Raw genomic sequence first — 20,956 nt, 5'->3', positions numbered from 1 at the left:
CCTAATCAGCCCGTCTTCCTTTCTCTTAGCTCAGCTAATCTACGTTTCATTTCATCATCATATTCAGCAGGAGATGATTCCCCCTGACTGATTTTCTCTTTATTTAAACCATTCGAGAATGAACTTTGTGAATTATGAAGCTCTCCTTTCAATATATCACTGGATGCCTGAACAGTGGATTGTTTTTTACCAATTTCTCCAGCAGATTCGTTGATTTTATGCTCATTTTCAGATCTTTGTTCCGCCACTCGTCGTTGTAACTCATTCTGTGGACCAAAACCCTGCGAGGAATGTTCGTGCAGCTTAGCCTGATTTTCTTTGTATGCCTCCTCTATAGCATCACCACGTACTTTTTCGCCGCCGACATTAATACCAGAACGGTTATGAGTAACTTCACTTTCCTGGCCATGTACGGTCCCTTGCTCCCTAACAACTCCTGAATGACGGAACTCCGGATGTGATTCTGCAATATGGCCGGCATTTTCATCTGCAGCTGAGTGTCTTCCGGTGTTAACCATACTTACCGACGAGGTGATATTACCCGTGCTGCTTCTCTGTCCGGCAGATTGTCCTTCATGATTTGTTGGTTGCTCATTCCCTCGCGAAACATACTCGGTTGTTCTGGTAGAAATATTTTCACCTGCAGGTGTAATCTGCCCACCCTGCTGGCCTCCATAACCTGTGACCAGAGTCGTTCCTGATGTCTGGACATTGCCAACACCTCCCTGGCTATGAGCATCGCCCTCCAGAGAACTGTAACTTACTCCTACATTACCGGATGTACCTGATACCTGCTGACTGCCATGGGCTGGCTGAACAATATGCTCACCGCTGAATGCCGCATGCTCATTACCGCTTCTAAGATCCACTCTCCCCTGCTGATAGTCGCCCATAATTTCAGGTTTAAGACGCTCATTAACGAATTCCATTGCCGCTTCGCGCGCCGACGGCGCACTTGTCAGCATGGACTGAGCCTTATCACCGTATTTATTAGCCGCCCAGTCCACAAACTCCTGGGTATAGTTCGTATCGAGGCTTGCACTCTGGTTCTGAGCAACGGTGGCCATACGGCTGAACTCGTTACTCTGCGTTGAACTGGTGGTGTATTGATGGTACTGGCTTTCCGCATCATTGAGTGTTGCGGCAAACTGCTGAACATTGCTGCTTGCTGCATTCTCGGAATGGTTTGCACCCTCGGTGATTCGGCTACTTTTAACCATATCCATACCTTGCCGGAAGTCATTAACTGCCTGGCTGTTCTGGTCGTGTCGCATATCCTGATTACTGGAGTTAGTTTCCTGGGTACCATGCGAACTTCCGCTCGCCCCTTTAACTTCTGCACCAAGATGTGCTTCTGCACTGACTCCAGTAGCCCATTTCCCAATTTTCCCGAATGCCTGATCGCCGGTGTTGAATTTACCGCTTGCTCCCGCATTAACACTGCCTTCAACAGATTTTGACATCAGCTGGTTGTAAGCCTCCTGCGTAGAGATATTATTCGCCTTCGCGTAATTCTCTGCAGCAGACATCATCATACTGGCACCGCGCGTTGCGTTAGTGGCCTGGCTGTTTTCGCTGCCTTTGATTAGGCTGTCGCTGGTACCGGTCTGATTAGAAAGCTGAGAGAGCTGCGACCAGCCACTGGTAACGCTGTGGTTGTAGCCATCGAGAGCAGTCTGCGCCTGTACCTGCGACTGGCGGGCTGACTCCTGGAAACCACTGCTGGCCAGCTGGCTGAGCTTCATGTTCACCGGCAGATTCGACATTGCACCCGAGCCGTCGATAACCGTATGGCCACCGGCCGTCTGAGTCTGCGTGGAGCCATTATCCGCCTGCCAGGTTTGCTGACCCTGACGCTGCATCAGGTTGGTATCCATCTTGTTCTGGCTGACATTGTCCATCGACATGTTGTTAAACGACCAGTTTCCGTCCGCTGTGGTCGCTGCCACACCAGCTGACGTGAAGGCGCCCGAGCTGAGTACACTCCCTGCCACCTGAGAGCCCATCGCCGCTGCACCTTTGGTCAGATAGAACGACAGCACCGGAATGGAAAGGGACAGATACCCTGCCAAATTCGCCACGTCCGAATGCTGCAGCGCAACCACATCCTTATTGGCCAGCACCAGGGGCGTGCCCCCGGACTGGCTCTGCAGCCAGTAGTTGGCGGCATAGTTAAGAATGGCGAACATTACCGGCCACATCTGGAAGTAGATAAACCCGGAAATGTATATTTTCAGGGTGTTCAGGCCAAACATCGTGTGATTGGATGCGGCCAGCGCAATCATCAGCGGGAACAGGCACACAAGGATAAGCATCAGCAGGGACTGTGCGAACGGCAGCGTGCGGGTCGCCAGCTCGTTACCTGCAGCCCAGGCGAGGCGCTGTTTGGTTGCAGCGTTCTCGGTGGCCAGATTAAGCAGGTTAGCCGTATCGGATGAGCGAGCCGCAAACCCTTTAATACCCTGCCTAACTGCACTGTTCGTGATGTTGTTCTTCATGATCTGCGCAGCAGTCATACCACCGGCATAGAAGAACCCATAACTGTCCCCCATTGAGTTGGCCAGAAGCGACGCGCCATTCAGCTTGTTGCCGAAAACCTTTCTCGTCAGCCAGGTGAACGTCGCACTGCCCGGGTTAACGTCAGTATTGGCAAGCTTCTGGATCTCCGTTGCGGCCTGCTGGCAGGTCAGGAACTGGCGTGAAGTGGAGGTCATCTTAAAGATGCCACGCAGCGGGCTTGGGTTACTGGTTATCAGCGTCAACGGGTCAGTAGAATTGAGCAGCTGATTAATGGTGTATTTTCCATTCAGAAGAATGTCGCCGATCACGCAGTTTTCCACGTAGTCCGGTAGCATCTGTGCCAGCTCCGGATTTTGCGTCGTAAAGTCACTGGTTTCCGCCACAATCTGCGAGCCAAAAAGCATCCCGGTTTTGCTGTAGGTCACTGAGTCGGGTCTGGCCATCAGCATGTCGTAAACCGACGCCATCTTGTACCCGATACTGGTAGTAAGAGACGCGATAGCCGCCAGGCCAACCGGTACGTTATCGGTGACCCAGACCGCCCCAGGATCAGAGAGGTCAATGACCTGCACTGAGCGTTTCGGTACCAGCAGGATGGATGTCAGGATCATGAAGACCGCCAGCCACTGGACGAAAACCATCGGGTTACGTTGTTTGATGAAGGTAAGCAGTACGGCCAGCACCCCAAAGGTGCTGGCAATACGCAGTAAAGTGTGGAAAGTATTCTGACCGACAAGGGTGACTACGGCGTCCAGCGCCGTTTTCCACATTCCCCCGCCATAAATGGTGTATATCTCAAGCATCAGCGATCACCCCAGTGATAGTTGCTTTGATAGGAGCCTGAAACAATGGTGGACACCTGCTGCTGCAGGTACTGCATGTTGCGGTCGATACCGTCCAGCGCGTTCTGGTCAGCCGCAGACTGCAGCTTCATGTCGGCCAGCAGTCCCTGCGCATGAATAATGTTGTCGCGTAGTTTTGCGGCAGCTTCTTCAGGGAAGTTCTTGCCAGCCAGAGACAGGCTTGCCTGTTTCACCAGCTCCTGGAGGTACTGAATCATCAGGTCCTGGGCAATGAAGTCGGAGACCTGCAGAAGGTACGTGGCGCTCATCCCCATACTCTGGGCGTTAGTCAGATACTTCAGCACCGGTACAGAGGTGGTGTTCACAAAGCCTTTTTCCTGATCGGTCAGCGCAGTATCGTCGACCAGCTTGTTCTGCATTGAGAGCATCAGGTTTTTAACCAGCGTAACCAGAGCGTTGGACTCGGAAATCGTCAGATTGGTGACAACAGGTCCCAGACACAGTGTGGACTCGTCACATCCGTAGACCTTCGCCGTTCCCCCGCGCATCAGGACTTTAATCAGGTCGCGGTTATCAACCAGCGGCGTCAGAATTGTCACATCGCCATTCTTGTTGAAAATGATGGAGCCGACGGTACTCATGACCAGCTCCTTCAGCGCGCGGTCGTTGCCGAGAAGGCCATTCTTACTGAGGGTGTCCCAGATAAGGTTTTTGTTCTTCAGCACCTGATCCTTCTCAGCATCACCGGCTTTAGCCGTGACTTTGTCGCCCTGTCCTCCGACGGTACAACCCTGACGGGAAGCCGCCCAGTCGGAGAACATGTTGGTTTCGCCGGCAATGTCCTGGCAGATTTTCTGCTGGGAGACCTGCGTCACTGGCCACAACCCGCCGATGATGCCCTGAGCAGCCTGGCATGAACTCATGTTCATGGAGTTAACATCACTGGCCAGTTTCTGCAGGAAATCTTTAGCCTGCTTCAGCTCCGGTACCATCGTCTGCAGGGCCAGATCGAAAGCATAGCCGGCGGCGTTGCTCATGATTTGCTTCACGAATCGCTGGATTTCCTCGCCGCTGATCATACTGAACGACCCGAGATAGGCATCGATACCGCCGCAGCCGGCGTTAAGGGAAGGCAGCTGCATCGAGATCAGCTGGACGTTTTTTACGGGGTTCCGGAGGTATACCGAGCCACCGGAGAAGTACCCTGCCGCCTGCCCCTGCCAGGCCTGCGCCTGAGTCACGTTGCCGCTGTAGCCCAGATTATTGAAGAAACCGTTCAGATCGCCGTTGACGTCCGCCTGAGCAGGCAGAGCAGCCAGGCCTGAGAAGAACACGATCCCTGCCGTAATAAGCGCCTTAATCATTTGGCACCTCCACAGCTTGCGTATTCTTGCCTGCCGGGCTGTCAGCACAGTTAATTTTACGGCAAAGATATCTGGCCAGACTGAGCCAGCTGCAGACGAGTAAATTCACCGCAATGAGCGCGATAATCGCGGCCATAACGCCCCACAATAGGTACTGCGGATAGTGGATGAGAAGCGAGAGCGTGAACTGTTCGGCGTGGTCAACGGACATCGCACTGAGCGTTGTGATGGCGCACGTCACGTATACCCTTTCGACTACGGAGGTAAAAATTAAGGCATAAAACAGTTTAAGGGTTAACAAATCCGTCCATTTTCGGGCTTCAGTATCCGCACTACAGTCTTTCACTATCGCGAAAGCCTGGTTCCGGATAAACGTCTTCAGTCTGGTAAGCCTCATGCAATCTCCTCCCGGGGGTTCCTGGCAAGGGTCTGTCGGCAGACGTACAGCCCGGTGACGGTGAAAAAGAACCCGATGCTCAGCGAAATAAGCAGGAGCACCGGTAAGTCCTGCAGACAGGTTGTCAGTTCAGGGCGATCCATGACGCTGACCACCCGGTGGGCCAGCACCCCGTAGAATGCTGCGGAGACAAGCAGCGTCACGCTGAATAACAGCCACACGCGCTCGGTACGCGATAACGCATACGTATTTGTCGTCATTTTGTAGTCCGTTTGTATTACTGAGGGGTGACCTGCGCGCTTGCCGGCATTGGCGGCAACATTTTTGGATCGACGTTATCCATGTCAGCCTGAATAAGGCTGGCCATACGGCTCTCAAGTGCCGGGATGTCCATCACGCCCTGGGTGAGTGGATAGGCTTTCAGGGTGTTGACGTTGACCATAAAGGCCGTCGGTGTCGCAATTGGCAAACCGTTTCCGAAGAAGGTGACAATCTCATCTGCGATGGGAGAGTTAGGGTCCGTCTTACGCGGGATCATCGGGGTCGGGTAAGATACGTCCCCGCCGCCGTCAAGGGTGTACGGGTACACCCTGATGGCATGCTCATCAGCCCAGCCCTTCAGCAGCGGGTCAAACTTAGCGCTGTACTGGCAGTGCGCCTGCATAAAGAGCACCACGGCATAATCTTTCATGTTAGCCCGACGTCCGTCCGGCAGCGCCATCAGGCTGGCTGGCGCGGGAACCGGAACGGTGGAGGCGGTGACGGTAGCAGCGTCAGCAGAGGCCATTTTTGTCGCTTCAAGCGCCATTAACTCCTCGCGCGCCCCGGCGTTCGCCAGCAAGGGCAGGCACATCAGCAGAGCCGTGAGTCCGGTTTTAATGTTCATGGTCGCCTTCCTTATGCGTGTGCCCTTTTTCGTCACGGAACCAGCGATACACGGCATACACCACCATGCCAGCCGCCCCGGCCCACATACCATTGCACAGCCATAAGAGCCCTTGCTGCGTATGCTCAACCGACCAGGTCATCAGCTCGCTCAGTACGCGCGCCATCGTGCCCCAGAAAATCAGTCCTGCGAGAATAGCGGGTTTCATTCATGTGTCTCCTTGTTTTGCCGTGCCAAAACCGAATGCGAGTCTGGTGAATTTTTCTTTCGGGCGGCAAGGTTCAGGCCTCGGAATACAAACCACACGCCAAAGCCAAACATCACCGAGATAATCCAGGTGTTGAGCAACGTTGCATCTGTCGCACGCGCCCACGAATCGCTATCCACAGGGCCACGCCGACACAACACTTCAGGCGGTGCTTTCGCTAAGGCAGGAGGCACAGGCTTTAATGACTCTCCGGGTTCAGGTGGCAAGAAGCGTCCTGCCATCACATTTTCATTAACACACCCCATGACCTTGCCGGCAGGCGCACCGTCAGTCAGGTCATGAAAGGTCGTCAGGAATTGCCGGGAAAGTGAGCCGTCTGATACAGACAGCATCACAAACACATACAGCACCAGTGCCGGGCCAAAGACTAAGGAATACATGGCGACCCGCCCTGCATCACGGATGAGGGTGAAAAGTGTTTTGGTCATAATGATCTCTCAGGAATTGGGTTTAAAGCCGGTGGCCACGTTCAGGAATCGCTTAGACAGGTCATCCTGCGTCATGAAGCCGTATGACAGCGCGCGGTAATTCTTGCTCCGGGGGTCAACAAGGTAGAGCGCCGGGAAGTGCGTAATATTCATCGACCGGGACTGCCCCGTATCCGGACGGCTCTGCGGCAGGGAGGCTGCCACCTGGCCATCAACCGATACCGGTATAAGCGAAATCCCGTTAGTTTTCGCAAAGTCCGCCACCACGCCCGCCATCTGCACATCAATCGGGTCACTGCCCCGGTAGAAGTAGAACAGACCGTACTGCTGCGCCAGGAGCTCCACCGCACTCTGCCGCGTCTGCTGGTCGCGGGTCTGCATAAACGGCGCCATGCTGTTGTAGTGTGGATACTCCAGGTTGTAGTCGAGGTCCGGGTGGCTCAGCTGCGCCGCCGCAAAGGACTGGCTGAACATCGATGCCCGATCGGTCCAGAATTTCTGCCAGCGCAGGAACGTCGCCGTGTTTTCCCGTGAGGGGAAGAGGATGGCGCGGTTAAGCGCCTCCTGTGTGTACCCTTTCAGCACCCGGGCCTGTTCCATAGGGGACATTTTGCTGAGATCCGGAATGGCCTGCGGTGCAGGCTGTTGTGGCTTTCTGGGCTGCTCCGGCGGCTTTTTCGGCTCGTTGTACCAGGACCAGCCGGTGAACGGCTCTGCCGGCGTCACAATCTCCTCGGCCATCACCGTATGGCTCGTCAGCGCCATAAGCAGGCCACAGAGGACACGCTTCATTTACCACCTCCCTGCTGATTCACCTGCGCGGCAATGCGCTCCTTAATCTGCTGGACCTGCGTGCTGGTATCGGGGATTTTCTGGTTCTTCATCAAATCCTCGTAGAAGTCAGAGAAGTTGATTTTGTCGAAGTCGATACTCTGCAGCTCCGGGACAGTGATACCCCGGCAGTTCGGACTGTCGCCGCTGCCGAACTTAACGCCCAGTTGGTCGCGACGCCCCTGCTCCTGAATGATGCGGGCAAGCTTGCCGTCAAAGACGCAGTAGACCTGACTTTTCTGGATGCAGGCACCCAGCACCTGACGGTCACAGCGCTCGCCGACGCTGACGGTGATTTTCTTCGCCTTCGCCTTCCCTATAGCTTTTTCTTCATCATCACATGCGGCCAGCCCGGCGCTTTGTCCCCAGCCAGAGTCTTTACAGCAGTTAGAGAAACCTGCAAAAGCCTTACGACAGCGCATGGCTTTCCCCGTGAAGGCTTTAACCTCAATGGTACTGCTGGCGTCTTTTGCGTCTTCTGCTGCCGAGGCAAGACCTGCCAGTTTGGCCACCGCCGTATCAAAACCGCTGCTTCCGGCACCATTGGTGTCGTCACACTCGCCTGACTTACAGATGTAGTCGCCGCCGCAGACCAGGCCGCCCGACTGATGCGTGGTCTGACACTGGTAGGTGTAGCTCATATGGGTACATTGCCCGTCGGTCGATTCGGTGCAGGTGGTGCCTGCCGCCGTACAGGAGGGATTCGTCATTAGCGATGAGCAGGTTCCTGTGGAGTCTGACGGTACGACATAGTTATCGGTGTACTCCCAGCAGTCGCTATAAACGTCATAGCTCTGGCCATTGTTAACAATGGTTTTATTTCCGCCCGGAGAGGTGCAGGTTGACGTGGTTTTTTGCGCCTTTGACATATCCAGGCCACAGGATGAGGTCCAGTTAACTTCCGGGATAAAAGTGGTCTCAACCGCGTTCATGACGAGGACCAGCGTGAAGCCTGACGCACCGGACTGAAAGTCAGCTATTTGCTCCCGGATATGTTTTCTACAGACATCCTGCTTTCCGCTAACACATCCGGTGCTTTGATAGGAACCGGCAGGTAACGAGCCCCCCTGCGACAACGGTGTCCCCGGAGCGCCCGGCATTTCCCAGTTAAAGGCTTTTCCGACAATCGTCTGACTGACGCCCCACCAGGAGATTTTCCCGGCATTGACATCGCGATCCGCCCAGTAAAAATGCGCGCTGATCACCGGTCCTGATGCCGGCGCTTTAAAACTAAAACTTAAGGAAGTACCGTTATTCGTAAAAACAACATCGCCATTGGCCGCCGTCAGTGTGAAAGTTTTCTGCACTGTCGTGGTGGAAGTATGTCCGCCAGGTGTTGCCGTTCTTGAACAGGCTTCCACTGAGGCCACATCCTTATCGCAGGTATAATTTTCAAAGGTGGTTTTCGATACCGTCACCTCCTTACACTGGTTCGCGGTCCCGTTTAGCACACCGTCAGCGCCAGCTTCCGCATTTTTACCGATAGTGATGAAAGGTGCGTTCGGATCGATGGCGGGCGTCGGGTTCGTTTTTCCGGAGTTGATAACCGACTGCGCTGCGTCATTGCCCTTCAGAGCGGCCTGCCCTTTGTTGGCCAGCCCACCGTCACCGCCATCCACGCCGCCGTAATACCCTTTCTCCGGTGGGTTAGCGGTATAGCCTGGTATTGCCCCCGTGACGGTATCCGGATTTTTCAGGGCTCCCGTCCCGGCGGAAGCATTGCCTTTGCCAAAGCTCGCTCCCGCCTCAAAGGCAGGATCAGCTGCGCCAGCCAGAAGCGGAAAAAGCATCAGCACCGTTGAAAGTAGTTTTTTCATTTTCCGGCCTCCAGAAGATGGCGTGCCGTTGCCGCACAATCACCACTTTCAGCTACTTTTTCGAGAGCCTGCTGCAGGGGCAGACTTCCCCTGATTACGTCATAGTGGCCAGTGCAGGTCACCACCAGGGCGGGCACCGTGGTGATGTTGTACTGAGTGAACAACGTTGGATCGATTTGCACGCCAGCGTCCTTGTCCTCCTTACTCAGCTCAAACATTGCCGCCGCGGTCTGTCGCATGTCGTTATTAACCAGGCCGCGCAGTGTTGGCGGAATGTTGTAACGACGGGCATCCTTCAGCATGGGCAGCAGACCTTCACGTGGAATACCGAGGCTCACAAAGTAAATAGCCGGGAACGTGTCTTTTTCCCCCATCTTGTTGGTCTGGGCTGCGATATCGCCCTGCAGGCGGTTAATCAGGTCCAGTTGCTGCTGCGGTAAGACGGGTGCGGCCGCCGGATGCCCCTGCAGGTCTTCCTTCATCGCTGTCAGCGCATTCTGCTGACCTTTGATCCAGCTATGGTCGGAGACGGAGATATCGGTCTGGGCGCTCGCCAGGGCCAGCGGCGCGAAAGCAATCATGACGCTGATCGTCAGCGCCCGGAGATAAGCGTTTTTCATTGTCATGTCCTTAAAGGAATACGCAGTTACGTTTGCGCCAGAAGAGGTAGCCGAAGTTCTTTTTGGAGGATGGAGAGTTATGCGTTGTGCCCCAGAGCTGCGTGCTGGCCCCGAAGGGATGGCAGTTACCCGGTTCGGGGTACATGTTTACCATCTGGTATCGCCATCGCTCTTTCGGGATGATCGGGGATGGATACTGGTTACATACGGCGACGTCCGCGCCCACGGAGTTCCATACCAGTCCCTCACGATGCATCTTGAAGGCCATTCGTTCTCCGACCAGCAGAGAGGCCTCGAGCGGAGAAAACTCACCGCTGGTAAAGCCTGTTAGCGGGTAGATAGAACCCTGACTACCTGCGCACCAGAACAGCGGCGACAGCGGAAGGCCAGCTGATGATGCAGCTGCGTCAGCAGCACAGGCCCCTTGAGCGATCAGGTTGCCGAACAGCGCTGCCTCGGGGTTAATCAGCATCGAGAGGGTGCTGTCATTCCAGAGAGGATCAACTTCGGAGAGATAGGCAATATCCATGTCGCCGGTCTGCAGACACCCCAGGCTGGTGATGATGTTCAGCCAGAAAATCAGCGGGTATTTGTACCAGTGAACATGGTAGAACGTGCCGGCAGCGGGCCGGTCACTCTGCCCTGCGGTTCCCGTTCCCGTTCGTCCGAGATCGATTTTAAAGCCGCCCATGTTGACCATGACGCCAGGCTCACGGGTTACGTCCACCATCGCCATTGGCTCCCAGAACCCGATGGCCAGACCGATACGATAAAACACACCATATGGACAAATCTGGATCGGCGAAGCCGGGTTGTTGGTATCCTTTTGTGGACCGGCGGCCAGCTGAATATTACCGAGCGTCATCGGAAACAGACACTTCCAGCAGACATCGCTTATCGGGTTAACCCAGCGGCCATCACCCGCGTTGCTGGCTGCGGCCGTTGCCTGAGCTGGCATCCAGGACAGCAGGACCAGCATCACACCGGCAAGCCATGAGAAACGCTTCATTTCACCTCCCGCAGCCATACACAGACAGGGCCGTCCTCAGTGTCATGAATGGAGCCAATGAACCAGCCCTCCCCCTCTGGCGCGGAAGGAAGCCAGTCACTGATGTTTTGTTTTCCCTTTTCCCAGTCGGCAATCACCTGGGGAGGCGCGTCGTTTTCCATCCAGCGGGTGGCACAGATCAGATTGTGCTGGCGCATCCAGTCGCCAAATTCAGTCTGTGTGGCCTCATCACTGGCAGGTGCAAAATAATGAGGGTGCGTCCAGAAGCCATTGCGGTCACGGGTAACCGTCACCGGCCTGACAGATTCAGGGTGAGTCATGGGGTATCTCCGGGAGTGCCGCAGCCACCGGACGGCGGGAGGGCTTATAAAAGGATTAATGGTTTTTGGCTTTGCCGGCCGCTTTCATAATGATGGCCAGACGTTCTTCCTGGCTCATTTCGTACAGGGCAAGAATGGCGCCGCGCAGAACATGCGAGGGTTTGTACAGTGGATTATCATTGAGGATTTCATCCATCTGTCGGGCCGAACCCTCATCGTGACGTACTGAGGTGACATTCCGGCCCTTTTCAGTAACAGGGTCTTTTTTCATGGCGTTACCTGGTCGGGGTTAATCGGAAACCGGGATGACATTCAGGCTGAGGCGGAGCGCAACGCAGTGAGCACCGAACATCCTGAAGGGCAGCGCGGTTAATCACTGGCTGTTTTCCGGTCTGGTGATGTACCAGCCAATGCGCTCACTGCCACGTATGAGTAATCTGAGCCACGAGCCGGCGTAACCATCGTTCACTGCTGCATCTTCGCTGTCCTGCATCGCCTCCTCAGTGACTCTCGGTGCCGTATAACACAGGCGTACCCGAATAATCCGGCGGCTAATTTGTAGCCAGTCGGCCTCTGGGATCGTCACGCGCAGTGATTCATCGCGAGTGAGTGCATAGCCCGCCTCAGTCAGGCCTTTTTCCAGCTCTGCGAGCAATACCTGATAGTATTCCCGGTTAGCAAAGGCGTGAACCGCATCGGCATGTCGGGCACCGCCAAATTGTACGAGAGGGACGGGGATTCCCGATCTGCTCTCCCACGCCCGGCGTTCACGCCGGGCACATGCCACGTACTGAACAACAATCCAGCCAGCGAGTAGCACAACGACGACCAGAATACCGGTCATGCCCTCAGTATCACGCAAACAGGTGAGCATCCCCTGCAGCCCCTGATGGCCGGTGAAGCAGCTGATTAACGCCATGCGTTCATCTCCTCCATTCTGTTGCGGATAAGCCTGACGAGGTACAGGGGAAACGCCTCATCTCGTTCTTCCGGCGCTATAGGCTGACGCTGGTTATTCGCGCACCACTGGTGCCAGGCACCGGCGATCAGCGCCGGTTGCCATGAAGCGATCTCAGGGTATAGCTGACAGAGTTGATTCACGGTTTCGTCACAGCTTCTGGTATCAGCATTGTGACCAGCCATTTGCTGAGACGCTGGCGGCACAGCGGTATTGTGTATCAGTGACATTCGGCGTTCTCCTGCCCTTCGCCTGCAAACAACCTGTCTAGACGCTCGGAAAGTGACAGCGTCGGGCCCTTTTTACGTTTCGCGCTGTCCTCGGCCCGCATGTTCTCCAGTAAGAGGAGAATGATGTAGTCAGGGAAACGTTCATCACGCCTGGACGGTTCCCGGCTGTCCTGCTGGTTCTGCTCACACCAGTGGAGCCAGGCTTTGGTCACCAGTACCGGATGCCAGGAGTCAATTTCGGGGTACAGCGTCTTCAGTCGTTCTGCTGTTCCCATGCGCGGCGTTATCTCAACGGGTTTGCGCGGTTTTCTGCCGTAACGTCGATGGGATGTGACCGCCTGACGCATTTCGGGAAACAGGTCACCTAACGTTGTTGCACTCATTTTTTCGCTCCTGATACCGGAATCTCTTCCACTTTCATCACGTGGCCGTCGCGCGATATCCGCGCAGGGATGTGTTCAAAACCGAATTTACGGGTCAGTACGCCAGACTGGTCGAAGTAGATACGTTCATTCAGCGCATCACTGGTTTCTTTGATGTTGCCGTTCACCAGGATGACCTTCACGCTGGTCTGGCCGGCGAGCTGCTGTCGTGCCCAGTTCACCTGCTCCTTATCATCGCCGTCGATAAAAAAGAGCACCTGGCTGAAGGGCACCTTATCCAGAGGATTGACCGTGTCACCCTTGCGGGCGATCACGTTGCCCTGCATGTCTGTGATCGTCTCCTTCACGGTAAATGTCGGGTCCCAGGCAAAGCTGCGGTATTCCTTCGCTTTCGTGAGCCCTTCCACTGGCGTCGGACGTACCGCATGCTCCTTCACTCTTTCCGTTGCCTCTTTGCGAAGGCGGTCCAGCTCGCCCGTCTGCTCCATTCCCTTCAGGCGATTCTGGATAAACGCCAGCATGTCCTGCTCTGCAGGCTCGAAGACGTTGCCCCAGGTACCGAGATCTTTCGCCCCGCTGCCGGCGGAGAGCATCAGCAGCATCATGGCCGTCAGCTGCGTTCGTTTTTTCACTGGCCCCCCTGGGTACGACGTGCGATATCAACACGGATTTCATTTGTGATATCGCGCTGCGGGCTTATCACCGCCGGTTTCACCAGAATGATGGCGTTATGTGAGGCCTGCCACTCCGTGAGACTGTCCGTCAGCGCCGCGTTGAACTGCACTGTCATCGCTTTTGCACTACCTTCATCGAGCGGCAGCTGCGCAGACTGCTGCTTAAAGAGGTCCACCGTCCCCTTCATGTCGAAGACCACCACCTCAGGGGTGACGGCTTTCGCCGTCACATATGCCACGCCTGTCATAACCAGAAGTCCCGCCAGCCCCAGCATGCTGGCTTTAACCCAGCGGGATGTTTTGCTGGCTATCGTTACACTGTCGCGGACGGTGTCGCCGTCATACGGCTTGTCCTGTTGTTCACTCATGCTGCTTTCACCCACTCTTCAAGTTCGCGAAGTTCACTGCCGTATTTTTTCTCCGCCAGCAGATATGCCGCCTCTTCCGCTGTCGCTCCCGCTTCTTTCTGCGCTTTCTGCATGAAAGCGAAGTCCTCGCCACGCGAGCTGAACATGGCACGCGTCACGGGGTCGACGAACAGGCGATGGAAGGAGCTGTATTCACCGGCGTTTATCAGCAGGGAGCTGTAGCCGGTCTGCAGGGCTGGCTGGAAGCCACGGATAACTTCTTTTTCCATGTCCGAGAACTGATCCGGGTTATCGGCAAGGTACTGTTTAAATGCCTTCGCATCCTGCAAGAGGGTGATTTTGGTGGAGCTGTTGTTCCAGGCGGCTTCCGCTTCCTTACTGGCGCTGAAGTCTTTGATGCCCTGGGTGATAGTGATAAATGCCCCACGGTGACGACGCACGGTGCGGTAGCCGGTTTCGATAAACCGTGCAGCGTGCGGGTTGGAGCCACCCAGCAGGCGCCATGCCTCGTCGATGATGCACACTTTTTTAAGGTCGCGTGGGCTGTGGTACATTTTTTCCTGTATCGCCAGAATGAGCGAGAACAGGATGGACGAGAGCAGCTTCGGCTTGTCTTCCAGGCTCAGCAGCTCCAGCACCGCGAAGCGGGTTTCACCATCGAGCGTCGGTGCGTCGGCGTTGAAGTATTCTCCGTCGGGTCCCCAGGTGCAGTAGGTCTCGAGCAGCATGGCCAGCTCAGCAAGGCGCGCGATGATGGTCGGCTTATCTGCGGACGCCTGATTCACGTCCTCATTGGTCAGGTAATTATGAACGTCGTCGATACGGGCTTTGTTTGCCTTCTTCTCCCACGCATCCATTACCGCTTTCTGAAGGATTGCTTCACAGACGCCATCCAGCGGCTGCGTCGGACTGGCGAGTACCGTCAGCAGGCGCACAATCCCTTCCGCAGAATGATTAATGTCCTTAACGTTGGCGAACGGGTTAAAGCGCAGCCTGGAGCCATCGAGATAAACCCCGCCGGCCTGGTGACAGTAGTTCTTGTAGCTGTCCCCCATGTCGATAACCCAGGCGTATCCCCCGGCATTCAGTACGTCACGAAGAATGCCCTGCGTCAGGAAGGATTTACCGGCCCCGGACGTGCCGGTGACGGCGATGTTAAAGTTGGTACTGCCGTTCTCTTCACCAAACATGTCGTAGAATGCAACCTGGTTGCGGTAGGTCGGCAGTGGCATACCCACGTTGGACAGCTGGCGTTCGGCGACGACCGGCATCAGGCTCACCGCGTTCCATGACTTGGAGCGTAGCGTTGCCCCCGTCATCTTCAGGTCTTCCCACATCCCTTCCTGCATGACGAACGGGAAGCTGGCCAGCCAGTTGCGCATCTGCTGGTACTGTATCGTCACCATTTCCAGCTCGTTCTTACGGAACACGTTGACGGCGGCCAGTTCACACTTCTGTGCCTCGGTATTGTTATCCGGGGCGAACAGGGTCAGGTTGAAGTAGGTATTGCAGAGCGCGATTTCATTGCTGTGAAGCTGCTCCCGGGTACGCCGCCATTCCTCTGCAGCCTTTTTGGTGTTGGGGAACAGTGCAGCGTAGGCTGAGTTGGCCTTTTTAGACAGGTCCTGGTCTTTACGGAAAGCCTCGCTCTGACTTTTGGTCTGTTCTTCCAGCGCCGTCGTCCAGGTCAGCATAAAGGGACAGGGTATCCCGAGGTCGGGAAAACGCAGGTTCTGCAGATTGTCAGCCCCCTGCCAGAGCGCGAATCGACGCGGATTTTTAGCAAGCTGCATGTTGATGATACGACATGCCGATGCCGGCAGGCGTGTCCCGCGCGCGTCAATGGTTTCAGGCAGCTCCATCCGGATATGCGATGGATGCACCTTCAGGTCAATCCCGGGATCAACCACCTGGCGGTTGAGCTTCTCATCCTCGTTGTAGTCCCCGGAGGACGTCAGCACCTGTTCCTGACGGTAGTTCATCTGCTCGCGTACCGCAGACAGGAATGCGTGCACATCGGTGTTCATGCTGTCGATGCGCGCGGCTCCCAGTGAGACGCGGATGGTGTTACGTATCTGAATCAGGTCATCCATCACCCGCTGCACCTGGGAAGCGCGTTTAATGGGCTGACCATAGACAATAAAGATACGGTAGTTACGCAGGTAGAGCGGGTATTCCCGTTCGTTGGCCAGGCCGTGCAGCGCGGAACGCTGCCAGAACGCGCGGGTAATTTTATTGAGGTGTTCGGCCATCTCCCCTTTCCACATGTCGTTACTCACGCCGCGATCGATACGTTCCCCGACACACTTGCTGGCAAGCATAATGACGGTCACAGGAGTCTGGCGGGGAAGCTTCTTACGCAGCATGTCATCGAGCGCGGCCATCACCTGCTCGTTCGCGCCAGGAAGCGGGGCGGCCTCCATAATGAAGCCCGCAGAGCCGGCGTTGACGAAAATTTCATTCCTGTCGTCGTAATACCGGTACGGCAGCGCAGCGACCAGGGACGGATAGTCCCAGGTCTGGGAAAGGTTGTTGCGGGCCGTTGCTGCACCGTCTTCCTCTTTCCCGTTTTTCAGCATATCCATCAGGCTGTCGACAAAACTCATTTTCGGCCCTCCGCAGCGGCCCGGATTAACTCCAGGCGACGCAGCTTCTCTTCGTTCATTTGCCCGGTTAGCGGTGCATCACCGGCGGTTTTAATCTGCCAGTCACAGCTGACGCTCAGAACGGCCAGCGTTTCATCGTCGGTATCGACTGACTGTGTGGCGGTGATTTGCGTCGTTCCTTTCCGTGAATGGATTAAAGATTTCGCCAGATGATCGATGCCGTTCTTGCCGGTAACGTAGTGGCTGCTCATTCCCCGCCCTCCCCGATAACGCGGTAGCTCTCATCCCAGTGGGATTTGTTTTTCACGAACTCGACCACAGCCGGCTGATGAAAGTTGTCGTCTGTGTCCACCCAGGGGGCAATCCACAGGCGCTGCGTGGCGTCAGGAATACGCTGAACCGGAACGCGGCCTGCAGTGTTAACCGGCACAGGGGTCGCATGACTTGGCGTGGTCAGCGGCGTGACCAGCGAGCCAGACGATTTCGCCGGCGCAGTGGTCAGAGGGCTCGGTGCAGCAGGCTTAGCGGCAGTGGTTCCGGTTGCTGCGGCGGAGACAGGACGGAAGGGATTCACGACCGGTGCTGAATTGCGCAGTGCCGGCAGGGTTTCACCCGCAGGCTTTTTTGCGGTTTTCTCTGCCGTCAGGTCATCCAGACTTTTACCCTGAGCGGCCAGCTTGTTGGCCTCACCGGTAGTCAGGCACTGGTCGGTCGCGGTCTTGTTGCAGTCGAAATCAGAATTGAGACCGGCGCAGCCGGTCAGTGCGCTGCACAGCAGTGCAGCACCCAGTAGATTTTTCATGGGGTAACTCCGGTTTTAATTTAAGGGGTATTCAGGGAGGGGTAATACTCAGTTTCGATTATTTGCAGTTGCACTGAAGCACAGTGAAAACTAGCTGCACAGCATGTCAGAGGTTACTTCACCGAAAGGAAAGGTACGGTACCTCCGGGGATCATTGATGCCGGAAGCTTTCCATCCCAGCGTTCAGCCGTCGTCAGACTGACCAGACCGGGATTATCCCGAAGTGCATCACCGCGCTGGCGGATGGATTCAGCTTCTGCGGCTCCGCGAAGGCGTATTGATTCAGCGTCTGCCTTTGCTGCCGCCAGTTTACTGTCTGCCTGGGCCTGAGCCTGAGTGACCGCTATCTGAGCCTGAATTTTCTCTGTCTGGAGGTTCTGCGTCCGTGTGGCAATGGCCACCTCAGCTTTCATTCTGTCCTCAATGGATTTCTCATATGCCGGCGAGAAGTCGATGTTTTCAATCTGAACGGTATCAATCACCACCGGTCCATCAACACTTTTCCGCAGCGCGGCCTGCATATCCTGTACCAGCTTCGCTCTGTCCTGAACCGCGCTTATTGCGGTATATCGTCCAAAAACGTTTTCCAGCTGTGTAGGTATCTGCCGGGCAATCAGCCGCGTTTTCATGTTATCAACCGTCTGATAGCCACTGTAGACGCGTTCCACTTCAGTCGGCAGAACATGGAAGTTCACGGATACGGTCATTTTTGCGGGTTGCTGATCGAAGCTGTAGGCGCTCATACCTTCATAAAGCATGGCCTCATTCCTTACGGTTATTTTCTCCACGCTTTCGATGATCGGCCATTTCAGTCCCAGGCCGGGCTGAGCGACTTTAACAATACGCCCGTTTCGCAGCAGCACTCCCCTTTCGCCTTCGTTAATACTGTAAAATGAGAGCCAGGCAATAAGCAGGCTGGCGATGACGATAGCTCCCCCCATAATGAGGAAAAGACCGCGGGGGTTAAGACCTGTTTCTGAATCGGTTGTGTATCTCATATAGCCACCATTGATATTGATTTCAGTTTTGATGCAGGAGGCGGGGTAATTACGGGGATTGGCGTATTACGTTTCACTCCTCTCCCGTTTTCCCGCGACGGTCAGTAGTTTTATGGAGAAACTTCAGGTCTGGTTTCTTTTCTGGCCAGACGCTCATTGCTTCCAACTGATACCAGTTTCTGACGTTGCTGGCCGTCAGCCCCTCTGTTTCAGCCTGGTGCTTCAGGTGTTCCCAGGCAGAAAGGTTCAGGGGTTCATAAGCAGAAAGCTTCCTGTCGAATACCTCCGCCCAGCTTTCGTTGTAGTGAGGGACAATTCGCCTGCATATCCATTGACTCGAAAAGAACCAGATAACCAGGAAACCCAGCGCCCATAGTAGTTGGCAGTACGCGAGAACCGGCCACGCGGTCCCAAGGTACATGACAAGCCAGATAAACATGAACCGGCTTCCTTCCGGAGTGGCGCGTCCTGCCTCCCATTCAGCAATGTGTATCCGCATGCTCCTGAGCAGGCTGTTATTACGCTCGTCGTCACGCATTTCGGCTTCCTTAGTTATCTGGCCAGATGGGGGGGCGTATACGAGTCAGGACGATGGCCATGAAGATTGCACCAAAGATGCGAAATGCGTATTCCTCCCGTACTCCTTTGATAATGATTGCAATCACCGCCACCCAACAGAGGACCCAACAAAACGAATAGAGCCAGTTAACTGTTATCCTTATTCGACGGTTCACATCCTTTGCTTTGCAGTCTGGCCCGCCCCCCTGCGCTTGCGTTTTCATTTGCCCTCTCCATTACATTCGGCCTTCTGGCCAGACTCCCGTTTATCCAGCCATTCAGTGAAGCTGTAGCGTTGCTGCTCATCTCGTTGACGCTCGAAAAGCGCACGCGCTTCTTTTTCGTCTTTGAGCCATGCAGCAATGTCATCAGGCTCTATTGCCCTCTTCTCTTTCACTGTGCGGCACAGTTTTTCGAACGCGTCTTTATCTCGCGGGCTAACCGACTGTAATGCCTGATTGATTCGGCCTTCCCAGCTATCGGGAGCGTCCATTTTGCCTGACGCTGCCACGAACAAGAGGAAACCGAGGACCATGCCCATAAAGATAAATCCAGGCTGTTGATAAAAAACACTGTAGAGAAACATGCTGCCCGGGATGGCTGCTGCGCACCAAAATATCCGGTACTTATGTAGCCTTTTCCCGGCACGCCATTTCTTCAGGTCTTCTTCGATAGCATCCAGCTCAGTTTTAAACGACATATGCAGCTCCCTTAGTTGATGGTGTCACCGAGGCGCAGCTGACTGGCCTGACGGAGAACGTCATCCGGGTTGATATTGCCGACTGAGGTGGTACTAGATGCGGTGGTTTGGCTCGCCGGTTGCGGAGTTACGGCATTCTGCGCGGCGTTGCCGGCTTTCTGCAGTTCCTCTTTCGCTTTCGCGTCCTCGGCGTCCTCGATGGTTTCAAGGCGGAAACCCTTCTGGAACACGACTGTGACCTGGTTGCCGGCACCGATATCAATCACCGCGTGGTACTGCTCGGCGCGCTTAATCCAGTACTGGCTCAGCGTTTCAGCGGCCTTATTAGCCCCGCCGCCAAAGCCCTGCTTAAACACATCAGCGGCACCGACATCCGCGGTGGCGCCGAGGCCGACGGATGGTGTGGCGGCAGATTTGATACCTTCCCCAAAGCCTGACAGGAGGCCTGCTGCACCGGCGTAGCCGACAATCATGCCGTTTCGCATAACGGGCTTGCCGCGAATGCCGCCTTTCCCCTGGAAGCTGACATGCCCCTGGAACTCCATGTCCACGTGCTTGCCGTTTTTCAGGATGCAGCTGATGGACTGGGTGCGGACGTTTCCGCGTTCGCTGGAGATATCACCCCACATCTCCCCCACAATAAAGCAGCCGTCAGCGTTGAACTCCTTGTTGTTGGGCATCTGAATGTTGCCCTGCAGGCGGATGGTAACAGGGCTGGTATTCTGCTGACCGGTGACGCTGGCGTTCGCGTCGGCCCCCTCAATCAGGACAGCATCTGAGAATGAGCCGGAAGGAATCCAGGGCAATTTAGTTGGCTTTTTCTTCAGGCTGTCGTAGCTGAACTTTGTTGTCGACAGGCCACCTGTCATCCTCTGGCCAGAGCCGCCCGGGTAGAACGCTGCGCCCTGTCCCATATTCACACCAGTGGCGGCCGGTGCACCTGCGGGGGTCACATTGTATTCGGGTGGTCGGGCCTGGCCGGCAGCAACGGGACCGGGGAGTGGTGTTCCGTTCTGGCCAGCAGGTGGTGTCTGCTGGCCAGTGGTCTGGTTGCTGCCGGGGGCTTTCGTAAGCTGGTCGTTCAGGCGCTGAATTTCAGCGTCCTTTTCGGCCAGCTTTTGTTCGGTGGTGAGCTTGTTCTGCGCGAACTGCTGAGCAAGCGTGGCAAGGTTTTGCTCAAGAGCGGAGGTCTTTGCCTGCTGCTGTGTCAGTGCGGCATCGTTGACCTGTTCGTTAAACGTCGCGGTCACAACGCCGGTCAGGTTTGGTGTTGCAACTGGTGCGGGTTGCTTTTGTTTTTGCTGGTATTGCCCGTACCACATTACGCCGCCTGCTGCAGCTGCGCCGCCAATGATGACGGCGGCCAGGATAGCCAGCTGCTTGCGGCGGGTTTTCAGGTTTTCATTCAGGCTTATG

The 20,956-nt window shown here is 55.4% G+C and carries 25 protein-coding genes; all 25 read right to left on the bottom strand.

The genetic code is table 11. From position 1 onward, the window contains the following. Positions 1–5: 5 nt before the first annotated feature. The 25 genes from traG to traB all read right to left on the bottom strand — a co-directional run bounded on the left by traG (position 6) and on the right by traB (position 20,955). Positions 6–3,323 carry a conjugal transfer mating-pair stabilization protein TraG gene (traG, locus tag ACOQH0_RS24240; protein WP_421512523.1) on the bottom strand — a complete coding sequence of 1,106 codons (3,318 nt, stop codon included), beginning with the start codon at positions 3,321–3,323 and terminating at the stop codon, positions 6–8. Next, positions 3,323–4,687, bottom strand: a complete 1,365-nt coding sequence (gene traH / locus ACOQH0_RS24235) for a conjugal transfer pilus assembly protein TraH (RefSeq protein ID WP_148577026.1) — start codon at positions 4,685–4,687, stop codon at positions 3,323–3,325. Before traH ends, traG begins: the two co-directional genes overlap by 1 nt. Further along, entirely contained in the window at positions 4,680–5,084 is a 405-nt protein-coding gene (locus tag ACOQH0_RS24230) for a hypothetical protein (RefSeq protein WP_333156179.1), read from the bottom strand. The genes traH and ACOQH0_RS24230 overlap by 8 nt, the downstream gene beginning before the upstream one ends. Further along, a complete protein-coding gene (locus ACOQH0_RS24225; RefSeq protein ID WP_063409490.1) occupies positions 5,081–5,344 on the bottom strand; it encodes a hypothetical protein in 264 nt (87 codons plus the stop codon). The genes ACOQH0_RS24230 and ACOQH0_RS24225 overlap by 4 nt, the downstream gene beginning before the upstream one ends. 17 nt (positions 5,345–5,361) lie before the next feature. Next, on the bottom strand, positions 5,362–5,970 hold the full coding sequence (locus ACOQH0_RS24220) for a type-F conjugative transfer system pilin assembly thiol-disulfide isomerase TrbB (RefSeq protein ID WP_421512522.1): 609 nt from the start codon (positions 5,968–5,970) through the stop codon (positions 5,362–5,364). Further along, positions 5,960–6,178, bottom strand: coding sequence for a hypothetical protein (locus tag ACOQH0_RS24215; protein ID WP_248202633.1), 219 nt, complete (start codon positions 6,176–6,178; stop codon positions 5,960–5,962). Before ACOQH0_RS24215 ends, ACOQH0_RS24220 begins: the two co-directional genes overlap by 11 nt. After that, on the bottom strand, positions 6,175–6,666 hold the full coding sequence (locus ACOQH0_RS24210; protein ID WP_333156176.1) for a hypothetical protein: 492 nt from the start codon (positions 6,664–6,666) through the stop codon (positions 6,175–6,177). The genes ACOQH0_RS24215 and ACOQH0_RS24210 overlap by 4 nt, the downstream gene beginning before the upstream one ends. A 9-nt stretch (positions 6,667–6,675) precedes the next feature. Beyond that, positions 6,676–7,458: a type-F conjugative transfer system pilin assembly protein TraF gene (gene traF / locus ACOQH0_RS24205; protein ID WP_333156174.1), complete on the bottom strand. Its 783-nt coding sequence runs from the start codon at positions 7,456–7,458 to the stop codon at positions 6,676–6,678. Then, the gene (gene traN / locus ACOQH0_RS24200) at positions 7,455–9,314 is read right to left on the bottom strand and encodes a type-F conjugative transfer system mating-pair stabilization protein TraN (RefSeq protein WP_421512521.1); all 1,860 of its coding nucleotides are present in this window, start codon (positions 9,312–9,314) and stop codon (positions 7,455–7,457) included. The genes traF and traN overlap by 4 nt, the downstream gene beginning before the upstream one ends. Continuing rightward, a complete protein-coding gene (gene trbC / locus ACOQH0_RS24195; RefSeq protein ID WP_333156170.1) occupies positions 9,311–9,934 on the bottom strand; it encodes a type-F conjugative transfer system pilin assembly protein TrbC in 624 nt (207 codons plus the stop codon). The genes traN and trbC overlap by 4 nt, the downstream gene beginning before the upstream one ends. Positions 9,935–9,944: 10 nt before the next feature. Then, a complete protein-coding gene (gene traU / locus ACOQH0_RS24190; protein WP_032656090.1) occupies positions 9,945–10,943 on the bottom strand; it encodes a conjugal transfer pilus assembly protein TraU in 999 nt (332 codons plus the stop codon). Continuing rightward, the gene (locus ACOQH0_RS24185) at positions 10,940–11,263 is read right to left on the bottom strand and encodes a hypothetical protein (protein ID WP_023345504.1); all 324 of its coding nucleotides are present in this window, start codon (positions 11,261–11,263) and stop codon (positions 10,940–10,942) included. The genes traU and ACOQH0_RS24185 overlap by 4 nt, the downstream gene beginning before the upstream one ends. Before the next feature lie 55 nt (positions 11,264–11,318). Further along, positions 11,319–11,534: a hypothetical protein gene (locus tag ACOQH0_RS24180; protein WP_029403804.1), complete on the bottom strand. Its 216-nt coding sequence runs from the start codon at positions 11,532–11,534 to the stop codon at positions 11,319–11,321. Positions 11,535–11,636: 102 nt separating this feature from the next. Next, positions 11,637–12,182, bottom strand: coding sequence for a hypothetical protein (locus ACOQH0_RS24175; protein WP_421512520.1), 546 nt, complete (start codon positions 12,180–12,182; stop codon positions 11,637–11,639). Next, positions 12,173–12,451, bottom strand: a complete 279-nt coding sequence (locus tag ACOQH0_RS24170) for a hypothetical protein (protein ID WP_176261204.1) — start codon at positions 12,449–12,451, stop codon at positions 12,173–12,175. The genes ACOQH0_RS24175 and ACOQH0_RS24170 overlap by 10 nt, the downstream gene beginning before the upstream one ends. After that, positions 12,442–12,834 carry a hypothetical protein gene (locus ACOQH0_RS24165; protein WP_333156165.1) on the bottom strand — a complete coding sequence of 131 codons (393 nt, stop codon included), beginning with the start codon at positions 12,832–12,834 and terminating at the stop codon, positions 12,442–12,444. The genes ACOQH0_RS24170 and ACOQH0_RS24165 overlap by 10 nt, the downstream gene beginning before the upstream one ends. Further along, positions 12,831–13,466, bottom strand: coding sequence for a type-F conjugative transfer system protein TraW (gene traW / locus ACOQH0_RS24160; RefSeq protein ID WP_333156163.1), 636 nt, complete (start codon positions 13,464–13,466; stop codon positions 12,831–12,833). The genes ACOQH0_RS24165 and traW overlap by 4 nt, the downstream gene beginning before the upstream one ends. Beyond that, complete coding sequence (trbI, locus tag ACOQH0_RS24155; RefSeq protein WP_421512519.1) at positions 13,463–13,876, bottom strand: type-F conjugative transfer system protein TrbI; 414 nt, start codon at positions 13,874–13,876, stop codon at positions 13,463–13,465. The genes traW and trbI overlap by 4 nt, the downstream gene beginning before the upstream one ends. Further along, on the bottom strand, positions 13,873–16,482 hold the full coding sequence (traC, locus tag ACOQH0_RS24150; protein WP_421512518.1) for a type IV secretion system protein TraC: 2,610 nt from the start codon (positions 16,480–16,482) through the stop codon (positions 13,873–13,875). Before traC ends, trbI begins: the two co-directional genes overlap by 4 nt. Then, positions 16,479–16,733, bottom strand: coding sequence for a hypothetical protein (locus tag ACOQH0_RS24145; RefSeq protein WP_143346234.1), 255 nt, complete (start codon positions 16,731–16,733; stop codon positions 16,479–16,481). The genes traC and ACOQH0_RS24145 overlap by 4 nt, the downstream gene beginning before the upstream one ends. Then, positions 16,730–17,284, bottom strand: a complete 555-nt coding sequence (gene traV, locus ACOQH0_RS24140) for a type IV conjugative transfer system lipoprotein TraV (protein ID WP_127728893.1) — start codon at positions 17,282–17,284, stop codon at positions 16,730–16,732. Before traV ends, ACOQH0_RS24145 begins: the two co-directional genes overlap by 4 nt. Before the next feature lie 113 nt (positions 17,285–17,397). Beyond that, entirely contained in the window at positions 17,398–18,282 is an 885-nt protein-coding gene (locus tag ACOQH0_RS24135; protein WP_143347815.1) for an SPFH domain-containing protein, read from the bottom strand. Positions 18,283–18,355: 73 nt separating this feature from the next. After that, a complete protein-coding gene (locus ACOQH0_RS24130) occupies positions 18,356–18,820 on the bottom strand; it encodes a hypothetical protein (RefSeq protein ID WP_143347814.1) in 465 nt (154 codons plus the stop codon). 240 nt (positions 18,821–19,060) lie between these two features. Further along, entirely contained in the window at positions 19,061–19,540 is a 480-nt protein-coding gene (locus tag ACOQH0_RS24125) for a hypothetical protein (protein ID WP_143347812.1), read from the bottom strand. Positions 19,541–19,551: 11 nt separating this feature from the next. Continuing rightward, complete coding sequence (gene traB, locus ACOQH0_RS24120) at positions 19,552–20,955, bottom strand: F-type conjugal transfer pilus assembly protein TraB (RefSeq protein WP_325821521.1); 1,404 nt, start codon at positions 20,953–20,955, stop codon at positions 19,552–19,554. Between the last annotated feature and the right edge of the window lies 1 nt (position 20,956).

This window comes from Enterobacter sp. JS8-1, from assembly GCF_049187015.1.
In the GTDB taxonomy this organism is placed as follows: domain Bacteria; phylum Pseudomonadota; class Gammaproteobacteria; order Enterobacterales; family Enterobacteriaceae; genus Enterobacter; species Enterobacter mori.
Note: the sequence above shows the minus strand (reverse complement) of the source record. Positions and strands in the feature narration are given on the sequence as shown.